We start from the raw sequence: 23730 nt of genomic DNA, 5'->3' as shown, positions 1-23730 counted from the left end.
TTAGTAATTAACCGCCAACGTTCCGTAAACCGGGTTAAACGATTCCGCTATTTATATGACGTTTAATATTTCGAAACAGAATACGGTAAGACCCACCTTATTCAAGGAAAAAACGATGACCGTTATGTCGAAAACATCTAAGAGAAAGACCCTGAGGCACTAATACCTCTAATGGATAAGTTTCTGTATCAAGTTGTATGCAATCCCCTTCTCAACACATGCCGAGGCAAAACGCCGGGGTGCATGACACAGGCCGGATACCTCCCGGGCGCTCAATAGGCTCCAACGCAACACACACCCTATTGAACCTCAGAGGACACCACCATGAACCGCAACACCCTCATCGCCAGCAGCTTGTTTGCCTTGCTCAACGTTGCCGCCTTTTCGGCCCAGGCCAGCCCCAAGCTGGATGTACAGCAGGTACTGTCGACCGTGGACGATGGAGGCGCGGCGTGTGGCGTGGTGAATGCGCGGATGACCTACCTGGATTCCCATGGGCAGAAGCGGGTGTTTGAGTACAAGAAATTTGCCGATTCGTGTAACGAAGGCAGCTAACACGGTGAACAGCAAAACCTGTGGCGAGGGAGCTTGCTCCCGCTGGAGTGCGCAGCGCTCCCACTGTTTTGGGCCTGCTGCGCAGCCCAGCGGGAGCAAGCTCCCTCGCCACAAAACCTCATCTGAAGCTAAATGGCTTTAACCGCGAATACGGTGCTCGGTGAACTCATAATCCGCCTGGCAATCGCCAGTCGGGTCCGCCGCCACACCAGGTGCCGTTCTCGGTTTGAATCGGCTGGGTTTGCTGCGCATCGCGGAAAAACGTGATGGTGAAGCGGCCGCCGGGCTTGAGGTTATTGTTCCAGGACAGGAACTGGCACTTGCCGCTTTCTGCACGCAGGCCTTTCCAGTGATCCAGCGCATGGGATTGGCGGGGCTGGGGTGGTTGAAACGAGGCCGCGCAGAGAAAACCCGGTCGGTTGCAAAAATAGTCAGAATTCAGGGGTTTACAGATGCTTGCCAATCGCTATAATCGTCGCCCTAACACGCCGGTATAGCTCAGTTGGTAGAGCAACTGACTTGTAATCAGTAGGTCCCGGGTTCGACTCCTGGTGCCGGCACCATACAAGGTTCCAGAGAAGGCTTTCAAAATCTTTGGAACCCCCGAAAAACCCGCCTTCTGGCGGGTTTTTTCGTTTTGGCGTTCCGTCGGATTCCGGTGGCAGCCAGCGCTTTTAAGGGTAAAGATTAGGGTAGGTTTCAATTCGATAATAGGGAGTACCCTTATGTCGCGTACAACCGCACCTCTTACCGACACTGCTTGCCGCTCGGCAAAGCCTACAGACCGCGCCTACAAGCTCTTCGATGGCGACGGGCTCTACCTCCTCGTTCAACCCAATGGCCGCAAAGGCTGGCGTCTTCGCTATGTAAAGCCAGACGGGCGAGAGGGCCTGACCTCTTTCGGCAACTACCCGGTGATAACCCTCGCCGATGCACGACGGAAACGGCTCGAGGCGAAAAGGCAGCTGGCGAATGGTATTGATCCCATTGAGTCAAAGCGTGACGCCAAGACCACGGCTGCTATCAACGGCCGCACATTCGAAGAAGTAGCGTTGGACTGGCACAAGGAAATGTCTGCCAAGTGGGCGCCCGGGCACTCCAAAACCGTACTGAGCCGGCTCAAGACTCACGTCTTCCCCTTGATTGGCGCCCGAGCCATCGTCGAACTGGATACCCATGACTTGATGACGCCGCTTGAGGCCATCAAGAAGCGCGGCACGATCGACGTTGCCTTAAGGGTACAAAACTACCTCCAGAGCATCATGCGGGAAGCCAAACGGCTCCGGCTGATTACCCAGAACCCAGCGCACGATCTCGAAGGGTCAATAAAGGCCCCCCGCGTGAAACACAGGCCCGCACTGCCACTGGCTCGCCTGCCAGAACTGCTGGAACTCATAGACACCTATCGCGGCAGGGCCCTCACGCGGCTGACGGTGATGCTCTCCTTGCACGTGTTCGTGCGCTCCAGTGAATTGCGCTTCGCTCGCTGGAACGAGTTTGACCTCCAGCGCGGTATCTGGGAGATACCCGACACCCGCCCAGCGTTGGACGGCGTACCCTTTTCCACACGGGGTACAAAAATGGCCGGAGACATTCACCTCGTACCCTTATCCCCGCACGCGGTGACCCTGCTGGAGCAGATCCACAAGATCACCGGCAAATTCGACCTGGTGTTTGCCGGAGACGCCAAGCCGTGGAAACCGATGTCCGAAAACACGGTGAATGCTGCATTGAGGACGATGGGCTATGACACCAGGGCGGACATCTGCGGCCACGGCTTTCGCGCCATGGCGTGTAGCGCACTGATCGAGTCCGGGTTGTGGTCAGAGACGGCAATCGAGCGGCAGATGAGCCATAAGGAGCGCAACAATGTGCGCGCCGCGTATATCCACAAGGCCGAGTTCCTTGAGGAGCGGCGGATGATCATGACTTGGTGGAGCCGGTTTCTGGAGGCGAACCGCGAGGACCATGTGACGCCGCATGAATTTGCCAAGCAGTCTGGCGAGAACGTCACGCGAATTCGCAGTGCCAGGTGGGCCGAGTAGCCCGCCGCCCCACCGCTACAAACCCGCTTTGAAGTTACTCGCCGCACCGCATGAAGCTCCTCCGCGCGGGTCCTTTTAAACGGGGCTGCAAAGCCGCCCCGTTTAAAAGGACCGAACGTTGGAAAAAACGGCTGGCACAGCTGAACGTCTGTGGAAAACCACCATTGTCCACCGGGGGATAGTTTTATCCACAGGCGCTAATTATCCGAATTCAGGACGCTTGACGACTTTTGTCCACAGGCGTAAACCGGAATTGCAAGCGCTGCCGAGGCAGCAAAATGTGGCCCGGAAACCTGAAAGGTCACGCCCCTCGTGAGGCGGTTCATCCCAAGTACGATTCGCGTCCGGTAGCTCGTACGGTCACTACCCATGTGATGGATGCCTACTTAACATCGTTGCCACTGCGGCAATCACCCTACCCTCCTGCCCAGCAGCAACCTACCCGCTTGGCCATTTCGTGTGCGCCAACCCTTTGCCCGTCTCTTTCTCCAGGAAAGAGACGGGCGCTCCTACCACTGCTGCAGCCCATATAGAACGTGGCTTTGCCGCAACCCTCTTCGTGACAATCGGCGTGACAAACCCCGAAGTCACTAGCAACAGCGATGTAGATGATGGTGCCGCAGACCATGGATTGGACTGCACCTGGCTGACAGCCAGGCATGCCCCGGTCACCGCATAGCTGCCTTCACCCGACTCAGGATCTCGCGGCGCTGGTTTCGTCAGCCATCGCAGCCTCCACCCGCCCACCGGTAACGGTGCTCAGGAGGACAGATCATGAGATGCCCATGCTCCCGGACGTAAGGAGCCGCCAGTCCCGCGTTAGAGGACATCCCCACAGGCCGCAGGGGCCTTGATCCTTGATAACACTCAGCATTCTTGGCGGGATGACGTGGGGCAGAACTGGAGAAACGGGTAGGAGGTGTACGACATGGCATTAGTGGGTAGACGCGATGGTCGTAATTTCGGCTACGGCAGACAATTGAGCTACGCGGGGCCGCAGGCGCTGAAAGACATGTTTGGCAGCGGCCACTACGGCACGCTCAAGGCGCATAGTGACCGGTGGCGGGCATTCGTAAAGTGGTGCCGGTCTGAAGCGGGGCCCGGGGTCAACGATGCGCGGCAGATCAACTGCCAGGTGTTGTCGAACTATGCCGCATACCTTCGCGGCCTTGTTGAGCACGGCAACCTAGCTATCAGCACCGCGCAAAACCGGCTATCCAGCGTTAATAGGACCATGGCAGCGCTTCGCGGTGATCGGTATGTGAAAGTACCAAGCCCGAGCAAGGCGTTGGGTGTGCAGCGCACCGGGGTTCGGCAATCGGTGCCGCAGGGCCAAGATCGCGAACACATACAGCGAATAGTCGAGGCGCTTTGCAGCCGTCAACATCTCCGGGCCGCGGCGATCGTGCAGCTGGCAAGAACCACCGGTATGCGTTTGCGTGAGGCCATCTTGGCTGACCTGCCCCGGTTGAGCCGCGAGGCTGAAAGCTTAGCCAAGATCAACATTCAGGACGGCACCAAAGGCGGCCGCGCCGGTGCATCAGCACATCGCTGGATTGAAGTGGACGACCATATTCGTGGCGCGCTTGAGTTTGCGAAGCAGGTGTCGCCTGCTGGTAGCCGGAACTTGATTGCTCCGAGCGAAAGCTACGCGACCATTCTGCAGGAAATCGTCCGTCCTGCACGCGACACCATTCATACCCACAAGCTCAAAGGCTTCCACGAGCTACGAGCGGCGTACGCATGTGAGCGCTACGAGCAAATCACCCTACATCGCGCGCCTATCAACGGCGGAAAATGTTGCCAACTGGATCAGCGCCTCGATCATGAAGCGCGGAAGCAAGTCAGCTATGAGCTAGGGCACGGTCGGATCGATGTGGTCGCTGCCTACATCGGAGGACAGACGTGAGTAAGTCATTCGATATGGAACTGTTTTTGGCTGGCATGCTGATTGGATCGCACGCAACGCGGCAACGTCATGTTCGCCAGGCAAAAATCATTCAGGTTGCAATCGCAAAGCGCTGGCACCGGGAAAACCCTAGGACTTGGCAAAAGAAGCATGTGGTGTGGTTTCTTGAGAATTGCTTGAGCGAACACAGTCAGGCAACGCAGTATTACTATGTGCTGACGGTCCGGCTGCTAGCGCGACGTCTAGAAACATCATGGGTTTTCAAGCTCTGATGGGGATCTGATCCTGATAATCATGACCGGCTGCACTCGGCCAATTGCAGCCGCTCGGCACCGGCAAAAACCGCTAGAACTGGACGGTACGTGAAATGAACATCCACCTATCCAAGAGCGCTGAGGGTCTGTTTACAAGGATGGTCCAGGCGGACAAAAAACTTACGCTTCAAGAGATCCGGCAACCGCCAAAGCAGCCAGTTGCCGGATGAGTACTCCCTCGCGCTACCGAGGCACGGAGGCCAGGTGTTTGATTTTAAGCGGTAGTGATCTCCGGCATCACTGAACGAATTGCATTGCGAAGGCGATCGTCGCGCGAACTCTGAACGGTTCGCGCAACCCATGCACTGAAAACCTCGACTTTCCAATTGCGTAAATGGGACGCTGCCAGCGCTAAAAGTGGCTTCTTTCGATCATAGATGGCGAGTAGAGCGGCCAAATCAACAGCCGCGATTGCCGCCGCTATTTTGGTTTCCATTTCAGTTGCTAGCGCGGCGACATCAAGTTCGCTCGTACGAGCAGCGTAACTGGCGGCTAAATCCGTGATCGACTTGTCCGCAGATAAATCAATTTGCTTAAGCATCCTGTCGATACGCCGACGACAGTATCCAAGGACTACCTCGCTCGCGTTCTTTGGATCGGAAGCATCGGCGATAATTGCTGCCTTAAGATTGGAGAGCTTTTCTTCTAACTTAGCCCCGTCGATATCGTTCATTTCAAGGATCGCGCGTGACACGGCGGGAAGAAGCAGAAAGTTTTCTATTTCCGACACTGGCAAAACCTGGATGCCTAGCACCACGAGGCGGGATCAAAGAGGCATGAGCACATGCCATTGACGAGTAACGCCAGTACCCTGGATTAGAGTGTAATGGGGGTTGGAAGGCATCTCTATGGAATGAACCGTCAGTAGGTCTACGATCCGTCCAGGCACAGAAATACCTTCCAGACATTCAAGCTCTATTTACTCATTGCCTGATAATGCTCCGAATATCCGCACTCTTCAAAAATCAGCCTCAATCCGTCCTTGAACACCTCATGGTCGAACTCTTTTATGTCAAAAATATTCTGCCCCAACGAGTGTGACTCTCGATTCATGTACCGATAGAACGTCGTAAACTTATCAGTCGACAGCGCTGGCTTCTGGAATACGTTATTAAAGTCCCTCTTCTGAACAAAATTGAAGAAATATTCAACGATATTCCGCATGCAGTTAGCGATCAATGCAGGAGGCGAAGATTGGTCCTTGATGATCGACCAGTACGACTGATAGTCATTCTGAATCTCTTCATACTTCATCGTAACCACAGAGCTTCCGTTTGTATTTTTGAAGACTCTGAACAAATGCTGGGTTTCGCCGCGCGTCTTATGGTTCGTGTGTGTTAACTCATAGAAGAAATACAGACTATGAGTGAGCACAAAAATCTGCTTGTAGAGATCGTCATTGATTAAATATTTCTTAATCAACTGCCCAATATTAAATACGTATAGATGCGAAAGACTGGAGATTGGATCATCAATCACAACCACTTTGGCTTGAGGCACTGCCGTGGTAGTTTTCTGTCCTTTACACAGCTCAATAAAGTAAAGAAAACTAATAACAGTCTTCTCACCTTCACTCAATGAGTGGAATGCATTCGCTTGGTCAGTAGTCCTGGACACCCGGTAGAAATTCTCACCGTATGACACAACGGAAAAACCATCAATGCCTATTTCCAGAAGCCCGGCATTGATATTCTCAATTGACTCCTCAATGTTGACTGTTTGCTTTCGAAGGGCAGCAAGCTTGCCGTTAGAGGCCGCGACGTTTTCGCTTATCTTGGTGGCCTGGTCGCCTATCTCGCTGGCCTCGACCTTAAGGTCTGCGGCTGCGTGAGTGTAGGCGGAAATCGTCTGGTCATAGTCCCACCTCATCAGAGTCCAAAAACGCGTCTTGATGTTTTCCCGAGTCCTTTTCTTGTTCGCTAACTTGTCGTTATGCGCCTCGATCAACTCGTTCAGCCCGCTAATCAAGTCATTGATTGTTTCAACGGCGGACTGAGTATTGGTGAGAGCAACCGCCGTGCTTGGACTTTTGAGCTTGTTGCCAATGTGAAGGACGTTTTCGCGGATTGACGCTTTCAAAGCCTCGCATGCGATGCTCCAGGCATCTACAAGCTCTTTGCTGGCGAGGGGAGAATTTGAAATGTCCTGTATATTCAGCCCAGACGTCAGCGCTTCATATCGTGTCTTATATGCCTCCAGATTATTGACATCCTTCTCATAGGCCTCGTCGAAAACCTGTCTGATTGAGTCGATGATATTCTGAGTGACCGTCTCTTGCTGGCAGAACGGACAAGCTTGAGGCTCCTCATCCTCTGAGAGGTACTGGAGTCCTTGCTTTACCCAGTCAGAGTTTCCAGTCTTGGAGATGAACTCGGCAACAGAGCCCTCTTGACTACCAACGATAATCTTGGACCACAGTGCATCTTCCTCAATTGTCAACCAGCTAGCCGAAAGAGTTGGAATCTTTGCGAGCGGAGCTGCGCCCTCGCCTTCGATTGAGGTGGCCTCAGCCTTCAAATCATCAGCCGTGTAACCAGGCGCGGCTTCCGGCATGGTTAGGCCAACGATGTGCTGGAAAAGAAGTTCTGTCCTCTTCAACCCTTCCAAACAAAACTCCAGTACTCGGTCGCCGCCTGCGAAATTCGTTTTAATTTCCCAGATTTTGCTACTCGCTTTTGACTTTTCCTGTTCGAGCTTGGTGGAGTTTTCAGTGGAAAGTTTTAAATTCTCTTGCTGAGCCGTCTGATGCTTATCCAGCTGCTTCGTCTCAGCTTCAATTTGTTGGAGTGCAACCTTGTTCTCTTTGGAGAGAGTAAAAATCCCTTTTAAATTATCCTCAACGTAGAAGTAGTCGTTCAGAAAGCTCTGGTTGTACACCAAAATTTCGCAAGGCTGACTAGTTTTCAGGCTACATTTAGCGAATCGTGGCGCGCTCTGGTTGTACAAAAATTCGGATATGGTGCTCTTGCCTGCTCCATTGAGCCCATAGATAAGCGACGTCTTGTTGGCGGGCGACAGTGTGGATTTGGATCTGTAACTGGTGACGCCATCAATGTTCAATTCCGTGATCACAACCTTACTCCTAAATGCTGGGTGGCTTTGGGCCATCACTGTTGGCAAGGAGGAGCATAGGTGAGCTAAGCGCAGCGTGCCACGGTGATCGGCATGCTGATGTCATTAGGCTCGGCCTAAGGCGCGGTAAACCGTCGCTCTGTGTACCCGAAGATCTTTGAAATTTCCGACACTGGACGCCCTGCTTCCAGCAATTCACGAGCGTGCGTGGTCTGCGAGGGACTGAGCGCGTGTTTGGGGCCGAATTTTACCCCTCTGGATTTAGCAGCTTCCCTGCCAGCACTGGTGCGCTCTGCGATCAATGACCGCTCGAAATCTGCAATTCCTGCGAAGACAGTCAAGATCATCCGACCTGCCGGGGTCGTCGTATCCGCCCATGGCTCCGCAAGCGAGCGTAACCCAGCACCCCTGGCTCGTAGCAACTCCGCAATGGAGAGCAGATCCGATGTAGACCGAGCGAGTCGGTCGAGGCGCGTCACAATTACGATATCTCCGTCTCTGAGGTGATCAAGCATCCGAGTCGGCTCTGGCCGATCCCTTTTCGCACCACTCACTTTCTCTTCAAAAATTCTAGCGCATGCCTGCTCAACTAACTGAGAATGCTGATGTTCAAGACTCTGGCCTCGCGTAGAAACGCGAGCGTAACCAATCAAGTGGCTCATTATTATTCCGTCGCAAATTATATTCCAAGCTTAACATAATTTGCGACAAACTAACGCGACACCACGACCACTGATATAAACACATCTAAACCCTGTCGCATAACTTTGAATATATGCAACACTCAAAGCCCATCAACATTATTCGAACGATACCAACTAACCAAGCTAGGAGAAGAAATGAACCTTCGCAGAGGGGCTGAGCGGCTGGATGCGACCCCGATGCGTCATGCACGAAGTGGAAGCCTAACCCCCACTGGGCATTTTCAGCGAAGCTGGTAGCTGTACGACGCTTAGACAAATCGTGCAAAGAGTTTCCGGCTTTTGCCCATCTGGTTGCTGTTATCATCCATCACCATTTGTAGAAATGTCCCTGCCACCATCCAATGATGAAATTTCTAATCCTCAGCACAGGAAGGTCACGGAGTTCCAGCAGTTTTCCTTTACCGCCAGGTATCAGGATCAGACGTTCTAGCAGCATCGCCGTAGCTTTCATTGCCTTAGCAGACGGAAATGCATCTCCATGACTGATTGCCAGCATGTTCTCAACCGCCAGATCATACCTGGGATTATAGTCGAACACCCACCGAGCCAATATGAACTGGAGGATCAGCTGATAGTGACTCTCCAGCTCTGCACCAGGCCCGCCAATAAAACCACACAAGGTTGAGATCTGAGAAAGATCAGCACTCGTATCAGTCTGATATACGTAATCCAAAAGGATCGGACCGACAGATACGAATTTGTGCTTACGCTCCGCAACGCCTAGAACAGAGCTGGCATACAAGTCTCGCGGGATTACCCCGCGCTGCGCCAACACATTTATAACGACCTGAAGCCATGCTCCGTCTGTCACTTTATAAAGGTGAGCAGCAAACCCTCTGGAGTAGGAGTCTTCAGAAATAAATAGAGCCCCTCGATCCTTGGCTATGAAATATGGAGAAATTGACCCAGCGTTCGTTTCGACCAGCTTGTCCGTCAATTCATCCAAACTCATAGGAAAGTTATGCTCAACAACCTCACAAATTTCTTGAATCTTAGTGACAATCTGAACCAAATCGGAATGAACAGACCCTACGACGCCAAGAAAATCCGCTTTATCCACAGACATCATCTGCAATGTCTGCAACGTATTTTGCGAAACGATAATACTGCCGAAAAACTTTTTAAGAGCATCCAGGATGCCAAGCTCAACCACAACCTTCGCCGTATAAGTATCTAGAACTGCGGGTCTTCCCTGATAGCTCTCGACTAACTGCATCGCGCCCTGTCGTTCTTCTTTAGTACCTACGCAGGTGCTGATCATCCCACTTCTAGATCGAACAAGATCGTACACATCAAAAATGCCCTTCTTGCTCAATCCCGAGGCAATTTCGAGAGGCATGCTCTTCTCAAGAATCTGACCGAATAGCGCATCATCCCAGTCATTTTGCCGTTGAATGAGAGCAAGCAGCGAGTCGATATTGTTATTCTCTACCTGTAGAGACCACAATCCGCCCGCCGTCGGGAAGCGGGTTTCGTATGTCTGGCACACATCATGGAAGGCGTGGAGATAAGGGTGCTTTACCTCTTCGAGCCTCCATACAATGTCGCCTTGCAGCTTTTGCTGGGTAAACTCGTAGCCAACGGCCTTCCCCCATACCTGCTGAGTGTAAAAATCTACCTTTTCTGGAGATAGCTCCAGAAGATCCTCAGTGCCGGGTTCAACCGTCTTCTCAATTGCCTTACCCTCTGACGGCACAAGGCGGTAGTGGCAGCCGTTACAAACAACCGTCACGGCACCTAAAATGGCATCCTTCTCGACCATGATAAAAGTGCCGAAAAAACCCAGAGCCACTGGTGCGGAGTCAGGATGTTCGATCCACAATTGATAGGCCTCTGCTAGGGCATTCTCTCCTTGTCCGATTGACGCGCGAAGCCTCGCGACATGCATGAACTGCTCAGGAGTGCCATCCAAAGCATCAATGTCATACGTATCAAAAAGCTTTTTTAATGCAACTGCATCATGGCTTAATTTTGCAATATCACATAGGACAATAAAGGCGAATAAATCCTCTCCACCTTCACTTAGATATTTTTCAACCAGAGGCACGGCGCGCGCAAAGTCATTACGCTTGTAGTAAAAGGCGCCAGCCAGAAGCTCGAATCCACGCGAATTCGGGGTAATATGTTTTTCAAAAAAAGCGACGGCCTCTGCTCTTATCGGGTGCTCATTGAGAAAACCTAACGCGAGCATGTGTTTCAGCTCATAACTTTCACTGGCAGCAGGATGCGGCTCAAGCCGCGTCACAATCTCTCGCCACAGCATAAGGAAGCGTACAAGCTTCATGTAGTGAAAGAACTCTATACCCTCAGTGCGTTCTGTCACACGGCCATAACCATACTCATGAGCCATTTTAGCGATTGAGAGAATTTGACTTGCCGCAGAAAATTCAAACAGGAGCAACCGCCCCCGACTGTCCAGTTCGCAGCTAGTGAGAAGATCTGACAGTTGATCTTTACCACGAGCTTGGCCGACAAAGGCTCTTGCTATGTACACCGCCACTCGGGCATGAGTTGAAAATTTCTCATCGAACTTTTCAAAGCTATAGTCTTGGACCTTGCTCAGGCTCTGCCAGTCCTTCCTAGCCATTTTATTGAGAAATTGGAGCTTCTTTGCATTAACCGGATCAGCTACTTTTAATACAGCCTGCTCGAACAACTCCACCTCTTGGAGATCGATTAAACTCTGAGCAGTTGTCTCGATAATCTGCTGATCATCTGTCAGTTCAGCCAACACGTATGAGCACTCTTTAACTAGAGCATCTACGTTATTGGTTAGCTTGTAAAGAATCAGTAGATTTTGAATATTCTGGAGGTCGCTGGCATGCGCGACCCTGTCGCTTTCTTTAAATTCCTGCCAGTCTGCGGATATATAATCAGCAGCCTTCTTCAATTCATTCACCTCTTCTTGGGTGAATGTAAAGCCATTGGCCGTTTGACGATTATCCACATAGTAATGGAGGATGCCCATGGCGATCAGGTTTTTGACCTGCGCATCATCTGGGTATTCCCTAAGAAACTCGTGAGCCAGCTCTCTCCAACCTTCAACTCGCTGCGACGCCAACAGGTGGATATGCGCAATACGAACACCCTGATTCAATCGGAGGCGTTCGCCGAACTGCTCAAATGGATCTACAAAACTGCTTTCATTCTGATATTTTATACGAGCAGCTTGTAAAATAAAGCCCGCTAAGATTTCGTTATCTGGGTACTCGCGGATCTTATCGCAACCATACTCCAGAGCCGCATCACAATCTTCCTTTAGAATAAAGGCCAGAGCCTTAAACGCAATTGCCCGCTTGTCTTCTGGCGCATAAGTACAAGCTTCGAGCAGAAGGGTTGGAGCCTTAGCGAAATTCCCTAGCTGATATTGACAGAGTGCAATATTCGCCTTAACCCGGAACAGCAAAACATCGCCTAAATTATTTTTTTGATCAACCAGAAGCTTTTCAAATGACTCTAGAGCGTGCTTAACAGCACCCGAGTTCATTTGCTCACGATAGTGATCAATTTGACGATCAAACTCCGTCTGGAGTTCTCCCGCGACCCCTTGTGCCAATGCTGCGTATTGGGCCGCATTCGACTTACTAACTGCCTCAGTAATCGTTTCAACGTCGTTGATTATCACCGGAGCACTGTTTGGCCCGTTGATTGCAACACTGGAGTTTTTCGCTACGACGTTGGTAGAGCTAGGCTTCCATGCCAGACGGTTAAAGATATCCCTTAGGTTCACTACGGTTTCTCGTTCCGATGATTAATCGTGATATTGCCGGAATTTTCTCCGTTAACCGCAGCAGAACCGTTGTCTGCCTTCACGTTCACATTTCGCTTCCATACAAATTTAAAGGTCACGAAAAACACCAAGCACAACACAACTGCGCCCCCAAGGATCAACTCGGGATTCTCAGCCAGGGAGAAACTCATACCAATGCGCCTCCAATCGTTATTAGGATCTTAATCGTACCGCATGGAATAGCCATGTGCCATTCGTGACCGCTTGGTAGCTGCGCGAGCCTGCACGATTGCTGGTCTCAGGCTGAGTAGCCTTGCTAACGCCACTCAACCTGCACTACCTCCGCACAACAGGTTGTGACTCCGAAGACATCGCTCATTGATGCCAATCAGATCCGCTTGTTGTTCATCGCTTTCAATAGGATGCCTTGGCAAGCCGGACAGGCTATCAGTATCCACTCATGCTGCCACACCATGATCTCTATCGCTCCTCCGTCACCGCACCGCTTGCACATGCAGTCAGAAAGCTGCTCAATCTCCTCCGCAATTTGATAAAGCTCGACGGGCGCATGCGGGGGCAGCTCAATTGCCAGCTGCCCGTTTCTAGGTTTGGCATGGGGAACGATAACAAAGGGCTCGCAGGCCTGGCACAGCGCTTCGATCAAAGGTTGCCACCCTACATACCTGTCATCTCACGCTTGAATCCTTGGCGGCTCTTGATCCCGCCTACCCGAAAAAATACGGTTGATGGTTGGGGAAGCAGATGCGGTTCCTAGTGATGCCTGGTTCTTCCTCTCCCGCTGCTAAGCAACGTCCGTGAAACAAGAGGGCCCCGTAGGATCTCGAATGACGGCTTTGGGTTGATAGCGGCCGTCTAACAACGGTAGCCTTTCATCGTTAGCTGTCGCTTATCGTAGTTGGAGAACGCGCCCCCAGATTCAGGAAGGCATAAGAGGCAGCCACGCACTAAGGGCAATCGGTCCCACTCTGACTTTCCCCTCTCGATCAATGCTCAGCGAGCCCGAGTGCCGGGATAGTTTTAGAGATAGACGGATCATCACATATACATAAAAGATAGATAGATCAGATAGTTAAAAACTTCTTCGACTCCTGGTGCCGGCACCATACAAAACGAAGCCCTCGCAGAAATGCGGGGGCTTTGTTGTTTCTGGGGTGTCCCACCCCGGCCCTCGCTACCTTCCTGCCTATCTCCTCGCCTTTCTTGTCGCTGACACGCCCATCATGTTTACTGTCAATTGCGCGACAAGTGCCTGCCTGCGCGCCAAAACGGGTTTCAAGTGTATTGCCTTCAAACAGGTTCAAACGCTTATGACGAATGCCACGCCCTCCATCAAACTCAGCACGCTTCGGCAAATAGCACCCTATCTGGGCATGCGAGGGGTGTCGCCGCTGGAGTTCTTTCGACGTTTTGGTATTTCCCCTCATGTTTTTCATCAGGCTGATGGGTGGGTGCCGCGCGCAACCTGCTTTCATATCGCCAATGAAATGGCAGCTATCGCACAGGACCCTTTCGCCGGTGCGTCGGTGGGACACTTGATCGAAGTACGCTCACTTGGCGCCTGGGGCGACTTGATATTGGGCTCTACCAACCTCGCCCAGGCGTGTGCCGTGGCGTCGATTCATACGGAGTTACTGCATCAAGCAAGCGAAGTCAAAATCGTCACCGACGGCCGTACAACGAAACTCATCCACCAATTCACCGGACAGCACGGGGCTGACCCGAAGCAAGTGATTTTCGGCACCCTGGCGCTGCTTAGAAAAGTACCGCTCATGTCCGGTGAGCCTGGCGGCATTCGCGTGCATCTGAAAAACCCCAGGGAAAGAGGAGACGAGGCGCTTGAAGAATACCTGGGGCCGAATCTCGAAATGAACGCGACTTACAACATGATCGAGTTCGACCGTGAGTTGCTCGACACGCCCTTGCTGGCGGTTCGTGATGACGCCTGGAAAGTCACCCAAGCCTTGAAGTCGACCGTTGAAACCGCTGATGTGCTCGCCAAACAGATAGCGGACCAGGAACTGTCCAAACTTGCCACTATTTCAAAAAAGATTGGGCTGTCTCCCCGCACGTTGCAGCGGCGCCTTGAACATTGCGGCATCGACTTCGATGCGCTGCGGGACGAAACACGTCGCAGTGAATCCTTTCAATTACTGGCCAGCGGTAAATACAGCGCGACCGAGATTGCGTATATGGTCGGCTACAGCGATCCCGCGCACTTTACCCGTGCCTTCAAGCGTTGGACCGGAAGCCCCCCGTCGCACTATCGCTCCCTCTTGAAACAGGGTCGCTAACCTCCTCCCTTCCTTCCCGTACAACTATTCGGCCCATTTCAGCGGCCATCTTCGCGTGCGCGCTCACTTTGCTTTTGGCACCAAATGGCAAGTTTGCGTCGAGGCGTTCTTATACAGTCAAAAAAATAACGCCAACTTATAAGTCCATGAGGTTTAAATGTCTCACTCATCCACCGCGTGCGCCTTGGCCGTCGCACTGGCAACGTTTGGAAGTGCGTACGCCCAGTCATCCCCGGAGGCGGCAATACCGGTGGGTGTGGATAACTTTACCCGTGCCGAGTCCGACCTCTACTTGGGGAAAATGGTAGCCAGTGGCAGTTTGGGCCGGTTTGTCCATACCCGCGAAGCGGTGCCCATCGACGCCCAAAGTGTGGTGCGGATGAATCGGGACACGCTCTATTCGTCAGCGGTGTTCGACCTGGATGCCGGCCCCGTCACGATTACCTTGCCTGAGGCCGATGGCCGGTTCATGTCGATGGCGGTGATCAATGAGGATCACTACGTCCCCATGGTCACGTACGGCGCCGGCCGCCGGACGCTGACCAAAGAGGCCGTCGGCACACGCTATGTATTTGTGGCTGTGCGCACGTTCTTCAATCCCGCAGATGGCGAAGACCTCGAAAAGGTCCATGCACTGCAGGATGCAATCACCGTCAGCCAGGCCAGGGTCGGGGAGTTCGTAGTGCCCAAGTGGGACCCGACCGCCCAGGCAAAGGTGCGCGAGGCGCTGGAGGTGCTGGGTTCGACGATTCCTGACTACAACCAGTCCTTTGGTCCCAAGGGCACGGTCAACCCAATCCATCACTTGATCGGCACTGCAACAGGCTGGGGCGGGAACCCGGCCAAGGATGCTATTTACCTCGGCGGCGTGGTGTCGCATAACGATGGGAAAACTATTTACCGACTGAAAGTGGGGGATGTCCCTGTCAATGGTTTCTGGTCTGTCAGTGTTTATAACGCCGACGGTTACTTCCAGAAGAATCCCTATGACGCCTATTCGTTGAACAACCTCACCGCCAAGAAGAGTGAGGACGGTTCAATCGTGATCCAGTTCGGCGGTTGCGACGCAAAGATCATTAATTGCCTGCCCACTCCAACCGGCTGGAACTACACCATCAGGCTTTATCAGCCCAGCGAACAAATACTGAATGGCAACTGGAGCTTTCCAAAGCCACAGCCCGTCGCACTCTGATTTGCTGACTCCCGACTTTTATAACTTCGCAAAACTTGCCAATGCGTTTGGTTTACGCCAAAGGAAACAAGCGATGACAACCCTCTATGGTTCGACTTTTCTCAAGTACCCGGTGACGCTGATGACAGGTGCAACGCTCGCCTTTGCGATGGTGCTACCTGTACAAGCCAACGATACAAGTGAGCCCTCCGTGACCGTCGGTGGCGGCCTCGCCGTGGGCCCGCTGTACGAAGGCTCTTCTCACTACGCCGCCTTCCCGTCACTGAAACTCAAAGCGGTTTTGCCTACCGAAAACTGGGGCAAATTTACCGCATCCTTCCCGGACGGGCTGCGCTGGGACCTACCGGGTTTGTCGCCTTTCGGGATCGCCCTGTTGCTGGGTTATGACCAGGGGCGCAAGGAAAGAATCCACACCCTGGGCGGGCGTGATGACTACCTCAAGGGGATGGGTAACCTGGACAGCACTGCGCTTGTCGGGGCGGAAGCGTATTGGATACTGCCGGCCGGTCGCCTGTTCGTGCGTGGCCTGCAAGCCAGCCAGAGCCGCGATTACGGCGGCGAGAGCCTGGGGCGTACCGCGTTCCTGGAAGCCGGTTTCGCCACCGCCTACGCACTGTCTTCAACATTGACCCTCGACTCGACCCTATACGGCACCTGGAGCAATGAGAAAGACATGATGGCGCGCTTCGGCGTCACCGCCCAACAAGCGGCGCGCACCGGCTTCGACGAATACCACCCCGGCGGCGGCATGCGCGACGTGACCTTGAAGCTGGGCCTTACCTGGCAATGGCAACCACAGTTGGCGCTGGAAGGCGGCATCAAGACCTACGCCCTGGTCTCCGACGCCCGCAACAGCCCGCTGACGGGTGAAAACGTGGGCGCAGGCGCCTATCTGAATGCCCTTTACCGGTTTTGATCAGGGAACACTCGATGAAAACACTACATAAGCAGCTGGGATTGGCCGGCCTGCTCTGGTCGGGACTGGTACTTGCCGAAGATGCCGCCACCAAGGTCACCGACCCTCACTTCAAGTTGGCCCCGGGCTATCTGAACTCGGCAGACTTGCCACTGCGCCTGGCGTTGCTGGGCGCTCCGCCAAAGCCCGACTCTGCGGCACTTGCACGGGATGAAGAAGCACGGCGAGCAGCGCTGTCGCTACGCGGTACAGCTCGGGAGAAACTCGCCGCAGCGGATGCGGAGCTGTCATTCCCGGGCCCGGCCAACGCATTCGCCTGTGCGATGGGAACGCCGATCAGCGAGAAAAATACACCGCATCTCTACACCTTGATGCAACGCACCCTGACCGATGCCGGCGGTTCCACCTATGCCGGGAAAAATGCCTACAACCGCACCCGCCCCTTCGTGGCCCATAACGAAGGGACCTGTCGCAAAGACATGGAACCGTTGCTGCGTACCGATGGTTCCTGGCCATCCGGCCACTCGGCGGCGGGCTGGGCCTGGGGCCTGGTACTGGCGGAAATCAACCCCGCACGGGCTACCGAACTGATGACCCGCGGGTTGTCCTTCGGCCAAAGCCGGGTCATCTGCGATGCGCACTGGCAGAGCGACGTGGATGCAGGCCGCATCATGGGGGCCGCCACGGTGGCGAGCCTGCATGGCAACCCGGCATTCCTGACGGATCTCGCGGCGGCGAAGGAAGAGGTCAAGGCCGCGCAAAAAGCCGGCCTGAAACCTACGGAAGACTGCGCAGCCGAGAGCGTGGCGCTCTCGCTGACCCAGCACTGATCGGGGAAACACCATCATGCACAGTGAGAAACCCCGCTCGGCTTTGCGGCGCAAGCACGCACACCTGGCGCTACTGGCTGGCGCCTTTGTCACCGCCGGGCCCGCCATGGCGGCAGACAACGATAGCTGGACGTTCAACGGCGGACCTTACGTATGGGGCGCCGGCATTCGCGGGCACGTGGGTCACAGCAGCACCGGAACACAGTTTATAAAATCCGACTTCTCCGACATCGCCAAGACGGTCGACATGTCGGTGATGCTGATGGGGGAAGCGCGTCGCGGCCCCTACAGCGTACTCGCCGACCTGATGTACATCGACACCGACACCCGCAACCGCCTGCCTGGGGGCGCCAAACTTGAGGTAGAAAGCAAGACCGCCTCCGGGTTCCTGGGTGGCGGCTACACCGTACTGGGTGATGAAAAACGTCGGCTGGATGTCGCCGGTGGCGTGCGCGTCTGGTACAGCGGCACCACCCTCACCTTCCATGGTGGACCTCTTGGGGGCTCATCGGGCTCAGACAATGCGACCTGGGCAGACGCCATGGCGGGACTGCGTGGGCACTATGCCGTGAACGACCGGTTCTGGTTGTCATCCTGGGGAATGGCGGGCGCCGGGCAGTCTCGGGAGGATTGGGACCTGGCCGCGCTGGCAGGTTGGGAGTTCTGGCCGGGATTTTCAGCAGTGGCTGGGTACCGGGCCATGGGGGTGAATTATCGTCATGACGGGTTTGTGTATGACATTGTCCAGAAGGGGCCACTGCTGGGTATCAGTGGGCGATTCTGAGGTGTTGGGCTACGTCGCAATATTGTTTTGATTTCACCCGAAAGGATGTCGCGGAGAGCCGGAACATGGTTCAAGAATTCAATCACCACCGTGAATGGATAGCAGCGCTTGATAAGTAGGAGAAACTTCTGACTGAAAACCCCGACCTCCGCTGGGAAGGGCTACTGGCCGATCAGCACACCCGCATGGCACTTGGGTTATACAAGCTCAAGTGTTTCGCCGAACGGATGCTCGAAGGCAGCACGGCAATCTGGACCAGACTGGACGCCATGGACGAACTTCGGCTACATCTGATCAGCGAGCACCACTGGACCCTGCAGAATGTGCGGCAGATACAGGACGAAGAGGACTTTGTGTTCCTTCTTCATGATGAGTTGCAACGGATGAAGCTGACCGAGCAAGAGGCTGGACCTGTCCGGCAGTGGACGGATCATCTTGGGTCAAGGGGTGAGTACCAGCAGCACTACAGGGATTTTGCTTCATAGAGGGAGTAGCAGGGAGCAGGGACTGTGAACTGCAACCCAAAGAGTCAATCGGCATACTTCTTCTAGCACACTCAAAAAAGAAAACGCGAATTAGAGCAACTAGATTAATTATTTAACTGCTCAAACTTAATTAATGACAAGCACTGACTTTAAAAATCATCTAACCCTTGAGCGCGCCCTTATTTTTGAGCACACCCAAGGATAAAAAATAGTATAGATCGGAGTTCAGCTTTTTTCACGTTCTCGAGGTGGTGGCGATGCGCGAGAGCTACCGTGAGACGCCTTCAAGGACTCTTGCTTCCAATCAGGCCATTGCTCGACAACCCTACGAGACTCGCTAAGGTGATTGAGAAATTCTTGCTTATTGCTGTTCATATTAGTTTTCCTCTATGTACCTTGATAGCAAAGCGGCGGCTATGGTCTCGCGTTCCATGTACGAACAAGGCAACATCTGGGTACGCAATTTGGCATCATTTTCTTTCCAATCAATGGTTTCGCCGTGATCGGTTTTGCGAGCGACTGGGTACCCGCTACCGAGATTGGTGGAGAATAGGTTAAAAAAGCTCCTAGGTCCAACACCAATAAATGGTTCAAATACTACGTTACAGCTATTTTTATCCAAGGATATCGAATCCGAATGAAACTCCAACGCCTTACTCTTGGGGTACGGCTCGACATATACAACTCTTTTAATACCAGCAGCAACTATGTGCTTAGCACAATTATGGCACGGAAAGGTTGTACAATATAGATCGCTTCCTGCTGTACTAACACCAGATCTAGCACTAGAGAGTAAAGCCTCCATTTCCGCATGGACCACCCTACCGTATTCAGTGATATCTTTAATCTTGCTACTTCTGATAAACGGCGCCAACTTCTCCCTATATTCCTCAGGTACGGACTCTATAATCCCTTCTATAATCAGTTTTTTCTGAATTGCATTTGAGTCTTCTCCCTTCATATAGTCCCGACCGTCGGCAATATCAGTTATTTCCTGCGTTTTATCATCCTTATCTGGCCAATAGAGTCCGCCGTGAGCCCTAGGTACATCATTCGCACCAGTGGAAATAATGCACCGATTCTTCGTGAGAACCGCCCCAACCTGCCGGGAGAGATCTGCGGACCGTAATGAAGCTGAGAACGCCATAAACATCGCGTACTCATCAAATGTTGGAGTTATATAAGGCTTACCAAAAAGCAAATCTAATATTCTCCATATTTGCTTTTTTAACGAATCCGAGTTCCCATTATAATCTATGAAAAAGTCAGAAAGGTGATATGTATCTCTTGTATGTTGACCATACTCTTCTCTTTCATCCGCATCACGCTCGATTAGCCTAGAAGCTTGTTCCTCCGACATTGACTTATCTTTTGTCAAAAACTCGTGCCGCCTTGTATGATCGGCATGCACACCAATTAGAAAAAACCCATCAGAATATATCTTTCTTAATTTTTGAACCTCGGCAGGACTTTTTAATGAATTCACTATAAAGGCACTTCGCCTAAGAGGCTCTTGAGTTTTTCTTATTTTATTTATTTGAGCTGCCGCACCTAATGCCAATATAGAATTATCTTGACTCTCCTTACGCAGCCTATTCCCCTCCTCCATATAAGAACTAATCCTATCAAACTCATGTATTGTGCCTGATGGGTTACCTATATTTGCAATTATGTCAGTGGAAATCTTAATGTTCCGCGCATCATACTTGAAAACCTTTAAGCGATCGGATATCAGCTTCGATACTTCTGGCAAATCCGTACCGATAGTGCCAACCAAGCCAATAATTAATTCAGAATCAGCATATGTATCGTCTATAAAGTAGGTACTTTCCGAAGTATCCTCTATAGAAAGTTGTGCAACTATATGCTCAGCACTATCAATTACATTTCGAGAGTACTCTGTACCTTGAAGCTCTGTATTTAGTAGCGGCTCAACCGAAAGTCTGAGTTTTTCTGCTGAATGAGGTTTCCCCTGAAATAAAATACCTCCAGTAGAGGGATACCAGTTTAATATCCCCTTACTTCTAGTCTTGAACTGATACTGATTTTTATTTATTTCCACCCATTCTCCTGCTGAGGATATCGGTGCCAATTTTTTCTTAAGTTCCTCAAAGCTCCCATCGAACCGCATAGCCACGCCCCACACATTAAATTCTTATTAAATAATAAAATCTATCACCCCACGTCATGACGATAGAGACTAGTCTCTAATGCGTCAGCTTGCCAAGCTGTTGAAACAATTTAATCACCCGCCTCTTCAGCGCGGTAATAAGCTGTCTTTCATCAGTTAAATGCAACTTCACCATCACGCTGCAAACGCGTGCCCTCGCTGCTCTTATATTATTTTTTGGGGATTCCATATTTTATGTTCAGGAATAATTTTTTATAACCAAACGTGTCTTCTCAATTGCATCACTCCCACTACCACGCTACCCTCCCCCCGTCGCTGCCAATTCAGCGACCGGGCCTGAGAACCCGACATGATGCAGGCGCAACAGCGCCACCAATCACGATTTGCAGGCGTTTTTTTATGCCCGTAGTTTCGTGCAATGGCGGCTGTGCGTGGGAGACCTTCGGGTCTGCCGGGTTCCTGTATCTCCGGTTCTCAGCCTGCGCACAGCTGCCACCCATTCGCCTGAGAACGAACGTGGTAGCTCTCACTTGATATGGGAGTTTTACCGATGAGCGCTCCAAATCCGTCTGGCCTCACTACCCTCGGCGTTACCCCTTTTTCATTTCATTCCGACCAGCCTCTGTTCCGCGTTAATAGCGGGGTTTCCCTGAGCGAAGCGCTGTCTCACGTTTCCGATTTGCTGCATGTGGCCAAGCTGTTGGCGGAGGATGCGGCGATGATTCGGGATACGGACCGATACGCCTGGGCTTCGCACTATCTGCAGGAAATGAGCAAGGCAGTGATTGATGATGTGGTGAAGGTGTTGGAGTCGCCGGGCAATAATCTGTAGGTGTGTCAGGTTGTGAGTGTGTTGGCTGGGCCATTGCCATCGCGGGCAAGCCCGGCTCCCACATTTGTTCTTTGTTGTTTGTTTTAGAGTGTCTGGCTAGAAGCCGCCACACAAAAAACGCCCCGAGCCATCACGGTCCGGGGCGTTTTTTATTCAGCCGTATCGCTTAGTGCCCAGCACTCTGCCCACCGTCCACATGCAGAATTTCCCCGGTCACAAACCCAGCCGATTCCAGGTACACAATCGCCTGCGCAATATCCCGCGCTTCACCCATATGCCCCACCGGATGCAGGCTGCCCAACGCCGCATGCGTCTCTTCCCCATGCATCGGCGTCTTGATAATCCCTGGGCTCACCGCGTTCACGCGAATCCCGCGCTTGGCGTATTCAATCGCCAGCGATTTGGTCGCCGAGTTCAGCCCGCCTTTGGTCAGCGATGCCAACACCGACGGCACGCCATCAATCGCGTGGTCCACCAGACTGGTGGTGATGTTGACGATGTGCCCGGCGCCCTGTTTCAGCATCTCGGTAATCGCCAGTTGGGTGATGTAGAAGAACCCGTTCAGGTTCACCGCCAACACGTTTACGTAGTCTTCGTGGGTGTAGCTGGTGAACGGTTTGGCAACGAAGATCCCGGCGTTGTTGATCAGGCTGTCGATGCGGCCAAAACGCGCTACGCCTTCGCGGATGACGCGCTCGGCGGTGGCCGGGTCGGCGATGTCGCCGGCCACGGTGAGGATGTCCGGATCCGTCGACGGTTTGATCGACCGGGAGGTGGCAACCACGCGGTAATCCAGCTCGCGGTAAGCCTTCACCGCAGCAGCGCCCAGGCCTTGGGATGCGCCGGTGATCACAACGACTTTTTTCGAATTGCTCATGATGAAACCTCTATATGGAAAATGGGATGGTTCAAGCAGCCGCGGCGGACATTTCCCGCAGCATCTGTTCGTAGTAACTGACGGATTGCGACCCGGAGACCAGCTGGCGGCCATTGAGGACCATGGCCGGTACGGAGTTGATTCCGTGCTCGCGGTAGAACGCTTCCAGCTCGCGCACTTCATTGGCGTAGGCGGTAGAGCCCAGCACCCGTCGTGCGCCTTCAATTTCCAGCCCAGCCTCGGCGGCCAGACGCGCCAGGGTTTCGTGGTCGCTGACGTTCTGGCCATCGCTGAAATACCCGCGCAACAGCGCCTTTTTCAGCTCGAGCTGGCGCCCTTGCTGCAACGCCCAAAACAGCAACCGATGGGCGTCGAAGGTGTTGTAAAAGTGGCTGCGTTTTTCCAGGTCGAAGGTGAAGCCGATGGCCGCGCCGCGCTCCATCAACATCCTTTTGCCGCTGGCAACTTCTTCAGCGCTGCGCCCGTATTTGCGCATCATGTGGGCGACGGCGTTTTCGCCTTCGGCCGGCATGTCGGGGTTGAGTTCGAAGGGTTTGTAGGTCAGTTCAACCTTCACTTCGCCCGCCAGGTTGTCGATGGCTTGCTCAAGGGCGGTGGCGCCGAGGGCGCACCATGGGCACACCACGTCGGAGATGAAGTCGATGGTGACGGACGTGCTCATGAAGGGTTTTCCGCGAGCTGTTTGCGGTACTGGGTGGTGGTGATGCCGGCGTAGCCCCAGTTATCGGTGTCGACTTCTTCGATGACGATGTGGGTCAGGTCGGGGCGTTTGTTGAGGACGCGTTCGAGGGTTTCGGTGATTTCGGCAATGACCTGGGCTTTCTGCTCCGAGGTAACGCCGTCGCGCGTGATACGTACGCTGACAAATGGCATGACAAGGCTCCAGTGACTTGCCCATCGACATGGTGGGCAGGCAGTGAGGCCAATTTAAGAGGTTGCCTGAGGTGGATAAAGGTGGGGCGGAGTACTTCATTAGTGATGCCATGTAATCAATCGAGACGTCCGGCGCTGCGTTTTTTTT

At 53.0% G+C, this 23730-nt stretch carries 20 protein-coding genes, 1 tRNA gene and 2 pseudogenes; 12 read left to right on the top strand and 11 right to left on the bottom strand.

What is annotated here, in order from left to right; translation table 11 throughout:
- The first annotated feature begins 324 nt into the window (after positions 1-324).
- The gene (locus V6607_RS01645; protein WP_003218078.1) at positions 325-555 is read left to right on the top strand and encodes a DUF2790 domain-containing protein; all 231 of its coding nucleotides are present in this window, start codon (positions 325-327) and stop codon (positions 553-555) included.
- Between the two features lie 138 nt (positions 556-693).
- Here V6607_RS01645 and V6607_RS01640 read toward each other — a convergent pair.
- A pseudogene (locus tag V6607_RS01640) lies at positions 694-904 on the bottom strand (hypothetical protein); the annotation flags it as partial.
- Between the two features lie 138 nt (positions 905-1042).
- Here V6607_RS01640 and V6607_RS01635 point away from each other — a divergent pair.
- The 4 genes from V6607_RS01635 (at position 1043) to V6607_RS01620 (ending at position 4781) form a co-directional block, all read left to right on the top strand.
- Positions 1043-1118: transfer RNA gene (locus V6607_RS01635), tRNA-Thr, on the top strand.
- Between the two features lie 162 nt (positions 1119-1280).
- The gene (locus V6607_RS01630; RefSeq protein ID WP_338742996.1) at positions 1281-2600 is read left to right on the top strand and encodes an integrase arm-type DNA-binding domain-containing protein; all 1320 of its coding nucleotides are present in this window, start codon (positions 1281-1283) and stop codon (positions 2598-2600) included.
- A 928-nt stretch (positions 2601-3528) separates the two neighbouring features.
- Complete coding sequence (locus tag V6607_RS01625) at positions 3529-4509, top strand: integrase domain-containing protein (RefSeq protein ID WP_338742995.1); 981 nt, start codon at positions 3529-3531, stop codon at positions 4507-4509.
- Positions 4506-4781: a hypothetical protein gene (locus V6607_RS01620; protein WP_338742994.1), complete on the top strand. Its 276-nt coding sequence runs from the start codon at positions 4506-4508 to the stop codon at positions 4779-4781. The genes V6607_RS01625 and V6607_RS01620 overlap by 4 nt, the downstream gene beginning before the upstream one ends.
- Before the next feature lie 256 nt (positions 4782-5037).
- Here V6607_RS01620 and V6607_RS01615 read toward each other — a convergent pair whose 3' ends face one another.
- The 6 genes and pseudogenes from V6607_RS01615 to V6607_RS01590 all read right to left on the bottom strand — a co-directional run bounded on the left by V6607_RS01615 (position 5038) and on the right by V6607_RS01590 (position 12993).
- Positions 5038-5553: a hypothetical protein gene (locus tag V6607_RS01615; RefSeq protein WP_338742993.1), complete on the bottom strand. Its 516-nt coding sequence runs from the start codon at positions 5551-5553 to the stop codon at positions 5038-5040.
- A gap of 185 nt (positions 5554-5738) precedes the next feature.
- Positions 5739-7895 (bottom strand): AAA family ATPase, encoded by a 2157-nt coding sequence (locus V6607_RS01610; RefSeq protein ID WP_338742992.1) that lies wholly within the window; start codon positions 7893-7895, stop codon positions 5739-5741.
- Positions 7896-8000: 105 nt separating this feature from the next.
- A pseudogene (locus V6607_RS01605) lies at positions 8001-8557 on the bottom strand (recombinase family protein).
- Positions 8558-8906: 349 nt separating this feature from the next.
- Positions 8907-12329, bottom strand: a complete 3423-nt coding sequence (locus tag V6607_RS01600; protein ID WP_338742991.1) for a hypothetical protein — start codon at positions 12327-12329, stop codon at positions 8907-8909.
- Complete coding sequence (locus V6607_RS01595; RefSeq protein ID WP_122509346.1) at positions 12329-12520, bottom strand: hypothetical protein; 192 nt, start codon at positions 12518-12520, stop codon at positions 12329-12331. Before V6607_RS01595 ends, V6607_RS01600 begins: the two co-directional genes overlap by 1 nt.
- A 197-nt stretch (positions 12521-12717) precedes the next feature.
- The gene (locus V6607_RS01590) at positions 12718-12993 is read right to left on the bottom strand and encodes a hypothetical protein (protein ID WP_338742989.1); all 276 of its coding nucleotides are present in this window, start codon (positions 12991-12993) and stop codon (positions 12718-12720) included.
- A gap of 664 nt (positions 12994-13657) precedes the next feature.
- Between V6607_RS01590 and V6607_RS01585 the strand changes: the two genes are divergently transcribed.
- The 6 genes from V6607_RS01585 to V6607_RS01560 all read left to right on the top strand — a co-directional run bounded on the left by V6607_RS01585 (position 13658) and on the right by V6607_RS01560 (position 18848).
- A complete protein-coding gene (locus tag V6607_RS01585; protein ID WP_134327615.1) occupies positions 13658-14641 on the top strand; it encodes an AraC family transcriptional regulator in 984 nt (327 codons plus the stop codon).
- Between the two features lie 157 nt (positions 14642-14798).
- Complete coding sequence (locus V6607_RS01580; RefSeq protein ID WP_338742988.1) at positions 14799-15833, top strand: DUF1254 domain-containing protein; 1035 nt, start codon at positions 14799-14801, stop codon at positions 15831-15833.
- Between the two features lie 73 nt (positions 15834-15906).
- Positions 15907-16749, top strand: coding sequence for a MipA/OmpV family protein (locus V6607_RS01575; RefSeq protein ID WP_134325565.1), 843 nt, complete (start codon positions 15907-15909; stop codon positions 16747-16749).
- 14 nt (positions 16750-16763) lie between these two features.
- Positions 16764-17579, top strand: coding sequence for a phosphatase PAP2 family protein (locus V6607_RS01570; RefSeq protein WP_134325564.1), 816 nt, complete (start codon positions 16764-16766; stop codon positions 17577-17579).
- 16 nt (positions 17580-17595) lie between these two features.
- Entirely contained in the window at positions 17596-18363 is a 768-nt protein-coding gene (locus V6607_RS01565) for a hypothetical protein (protein ID WP_134325563.1), read from the top strand.
- A 185-nt stretch (positions 18364-18548) separates the two neighbouring features.
- The gene (locus V6607_RS01560; protein WP_134325562.1) at positions 18549-18848 is read left to right on the top strand and encodes a hypothetical protein; all 300 of its coding nucleotides are present in this window, start codon (positions 18549-18551) and stop codon (positions 18846-18848) included.
- A gap of 376 nt (positions 18849-19224) precedes the next feature.
- Here V6607_RS01560 and V6607_RS01555 read toward each other — a convergent pair whose 3' ends face one another.
- Positions 19225-20979: an anti-phage dCTP deaminase gene (locus V6607_RS01555; protein ID WP_218571481.1), complete on the bottom strand. Its 1755-nt coding sequence runs from the start codon at positions 20977-20979 to the stop codon at positions 19225-19227.
- Positions 20980-21529: 550 nt separating this feature from the next.
- On the opposite strand from V6607_RS01555, the gene V6607_RS01550 reads away from it, so the two are divergent.
- Positions 21530-21811, top strand: coding sequence for a DUF3077 domain-containing protein (locus V6607_RS01550; RefSeq protein ID WP_134325561.1), 282 nt, complete (start codon positions 21530-21532; stop codon positions 21809-21811).
- A gap of 166 nt (positions 21812-21977) precedes the next feature.
- On the opposite strand, the gene V6607_RS01545 is transcribed toward V6607_RS01550, so the two are convergent.
- From V6607_RS01545 to V6607_RS01535, 3 genes are read right to left on the bottom strand one after another with little or no spacing between them, the layout of a single operon-like run.
- The gene (locus tag V6607_RS01545; protein ID WP_003218108.1) at positions 21978-22688 is read right to left on the bottom strand and encodes an SDR family oxidoreductase; all 711 of its coding nucleotides are present in this window, start codon (positions 22686-22688) and stop codon (positions 21978-21980) included.
- A 31-nt stretch (positions 22689-22719) separates the two neighbouring features.
- Complete coding sequence (locus V6607_RS01540; RefSeq protein ID WP_134325560.1) at positions 22720-23370, bottom strand: DsbA family oxidoreductase; 651 nt, start codon at positions 23368-23370, stop codon at positions 22720-22722.
- Positions 23367-23582, bottom strand: coding sequence for a 4-oxalocrotonate tautomerase family protein (locus V6607_RS01535; RefSeq protein ID WP_003218111.1), 216 nt, complete (start codon positions 23580-23582; stop codon positions 23367-23369). Before V6607_RS01535 ends, V6607_RS01540 begins: the two co-directional genes overlap by 4 nt.
- Positions 23583-23730: the final 148 nt, after the last annotated feature.

Origin of the sequence: Pseudomonas sp. KK18, from assembly GCF_037094675.1 — a bacterium.
Classification (GTDB): Bacteria; Pseudomonadota; Gammaproteobacteria; order Pseudomonadales; family Pseudomonadaceae; genus Aquipseudomonas.
The sequence above is the reverse complement of the archived record's forward strand: the minus strand, read 5'-3'. Positions and strand labels throughout refer to the sequence as shown.

What these genes read in the sequence shown, in the direction of transcription:
- V6607_RS01625 (WP_338742995.1), top strand. Translation starts at nt 3,529, where the DNA reads ATGGCATTAGTGGGTAGACGCGATGGTCGTAATTTCGGCTACGGCAGA.
- V6607_RS01535 (WP_003218111.1), bottom strand. Translation starts at nt 23,582, where the DNA reads ATGCCATTTGTCAGCGTACGTATCACGCGCGACGGCGTTACCTCGGAG.
- V6607_RS01595 (WP_122509346.1), bottom strand. Translation starts at nt 12,520, where the DNA reads ATGAGTTTCTCCCTGGCTGAGAATCCCGAGTTGATCCTTGGGGGCGCA.
- V6607_RS01585 (WP_134327615.1), top strand. Translation starts at nt 13,658, where the DNA reads ATGACGAATGCCACGCCCTCCATCAAACTCAGCACGCTTCGGCAAATA.
- V6607_RS01550 (WP_134325561.1), top strand. Translation starts at nt 21,530, where the DNA reads ATGAGCGCTCCAAATCCGTCTGGCCTCACTACCCTCGGCGTTACCCCT.
- V6607_RS01545 (WP_003218108.1), bottom strand. Translation starts at nt 22,688, where the DNA reads ATGAGCAATTCGAAAAAAGTCGTTGTGATCACCGGCGCATCCCAAGGC.
- V6607_RS01575 (WP_134325565.1), top strand. Translation starts at nt 15,907, where the DNA reads ATGACAACCCTCTATGGTTCGACTTTTCTCAAGTACCCGGTGACGCTG.
- V6607_RS01645 (WP_003218078.1), top strand. Translation starts at nt 325, where the DNA reads ATGAACCGCAACACCCTCATCGCCAGCAGCTTGTTTGCCTTGCTCAAC.
- V6607_RS01540 (WP_134325560.1), bottom strand. Translation starts at nt 23,370, where the DNA reads ATGAGCACGTCCGTCACCATCGACTTCATCTCCGACGTGGTGTGCCCA.
- V6607_RS01565 (WP_134325563.1), top strand. Translation starts at nt 17,596, where the DNA reads ATGCACAGTGAGAAACCCCGCTCGGCTTTGCGGCGCAAGCACGCACAC.
- V6607_RS01580 (WP_338742988.1), top strand. Translation starts at nt 14,799, where the DNA reads ATGTCTCACTCATCCACCGCGTGCGCCTTGGCCGTCGCACTGGCAACG.
- V6607_RS01570 (WP_134325564.1), top strand. Translation starts at nt 16,764, where the DNA reads ATGAAAACACTACATAAGCAGCTGGGATTGGCCGGCCTGCTCTGGTCG.
- V6607_RS01555 (WP_218571481.1), bottom strand. Translation starts at nt 20,979, where the DNA reads ATGCGGTTCGATGGGAGCTTTGAGGAACTTAAGAAAAAATTGGCACCG.
- V6607_RS01630 (WP_338742996.1), top strand. Translation starts at nt 1,281, where the DNA reads ATGTCGCGTACAACCGCACCTCTTACCGACACTGCTTGCCGCTCGGCA.
- V6607_RS01560 (WP_134325562.1), top strand. Translation starts at nt 18,549, where the DNA reads ATGGCACTTGGGTTATACAAGCTCAAGTGTTTCGCCGAACGGATGCTC.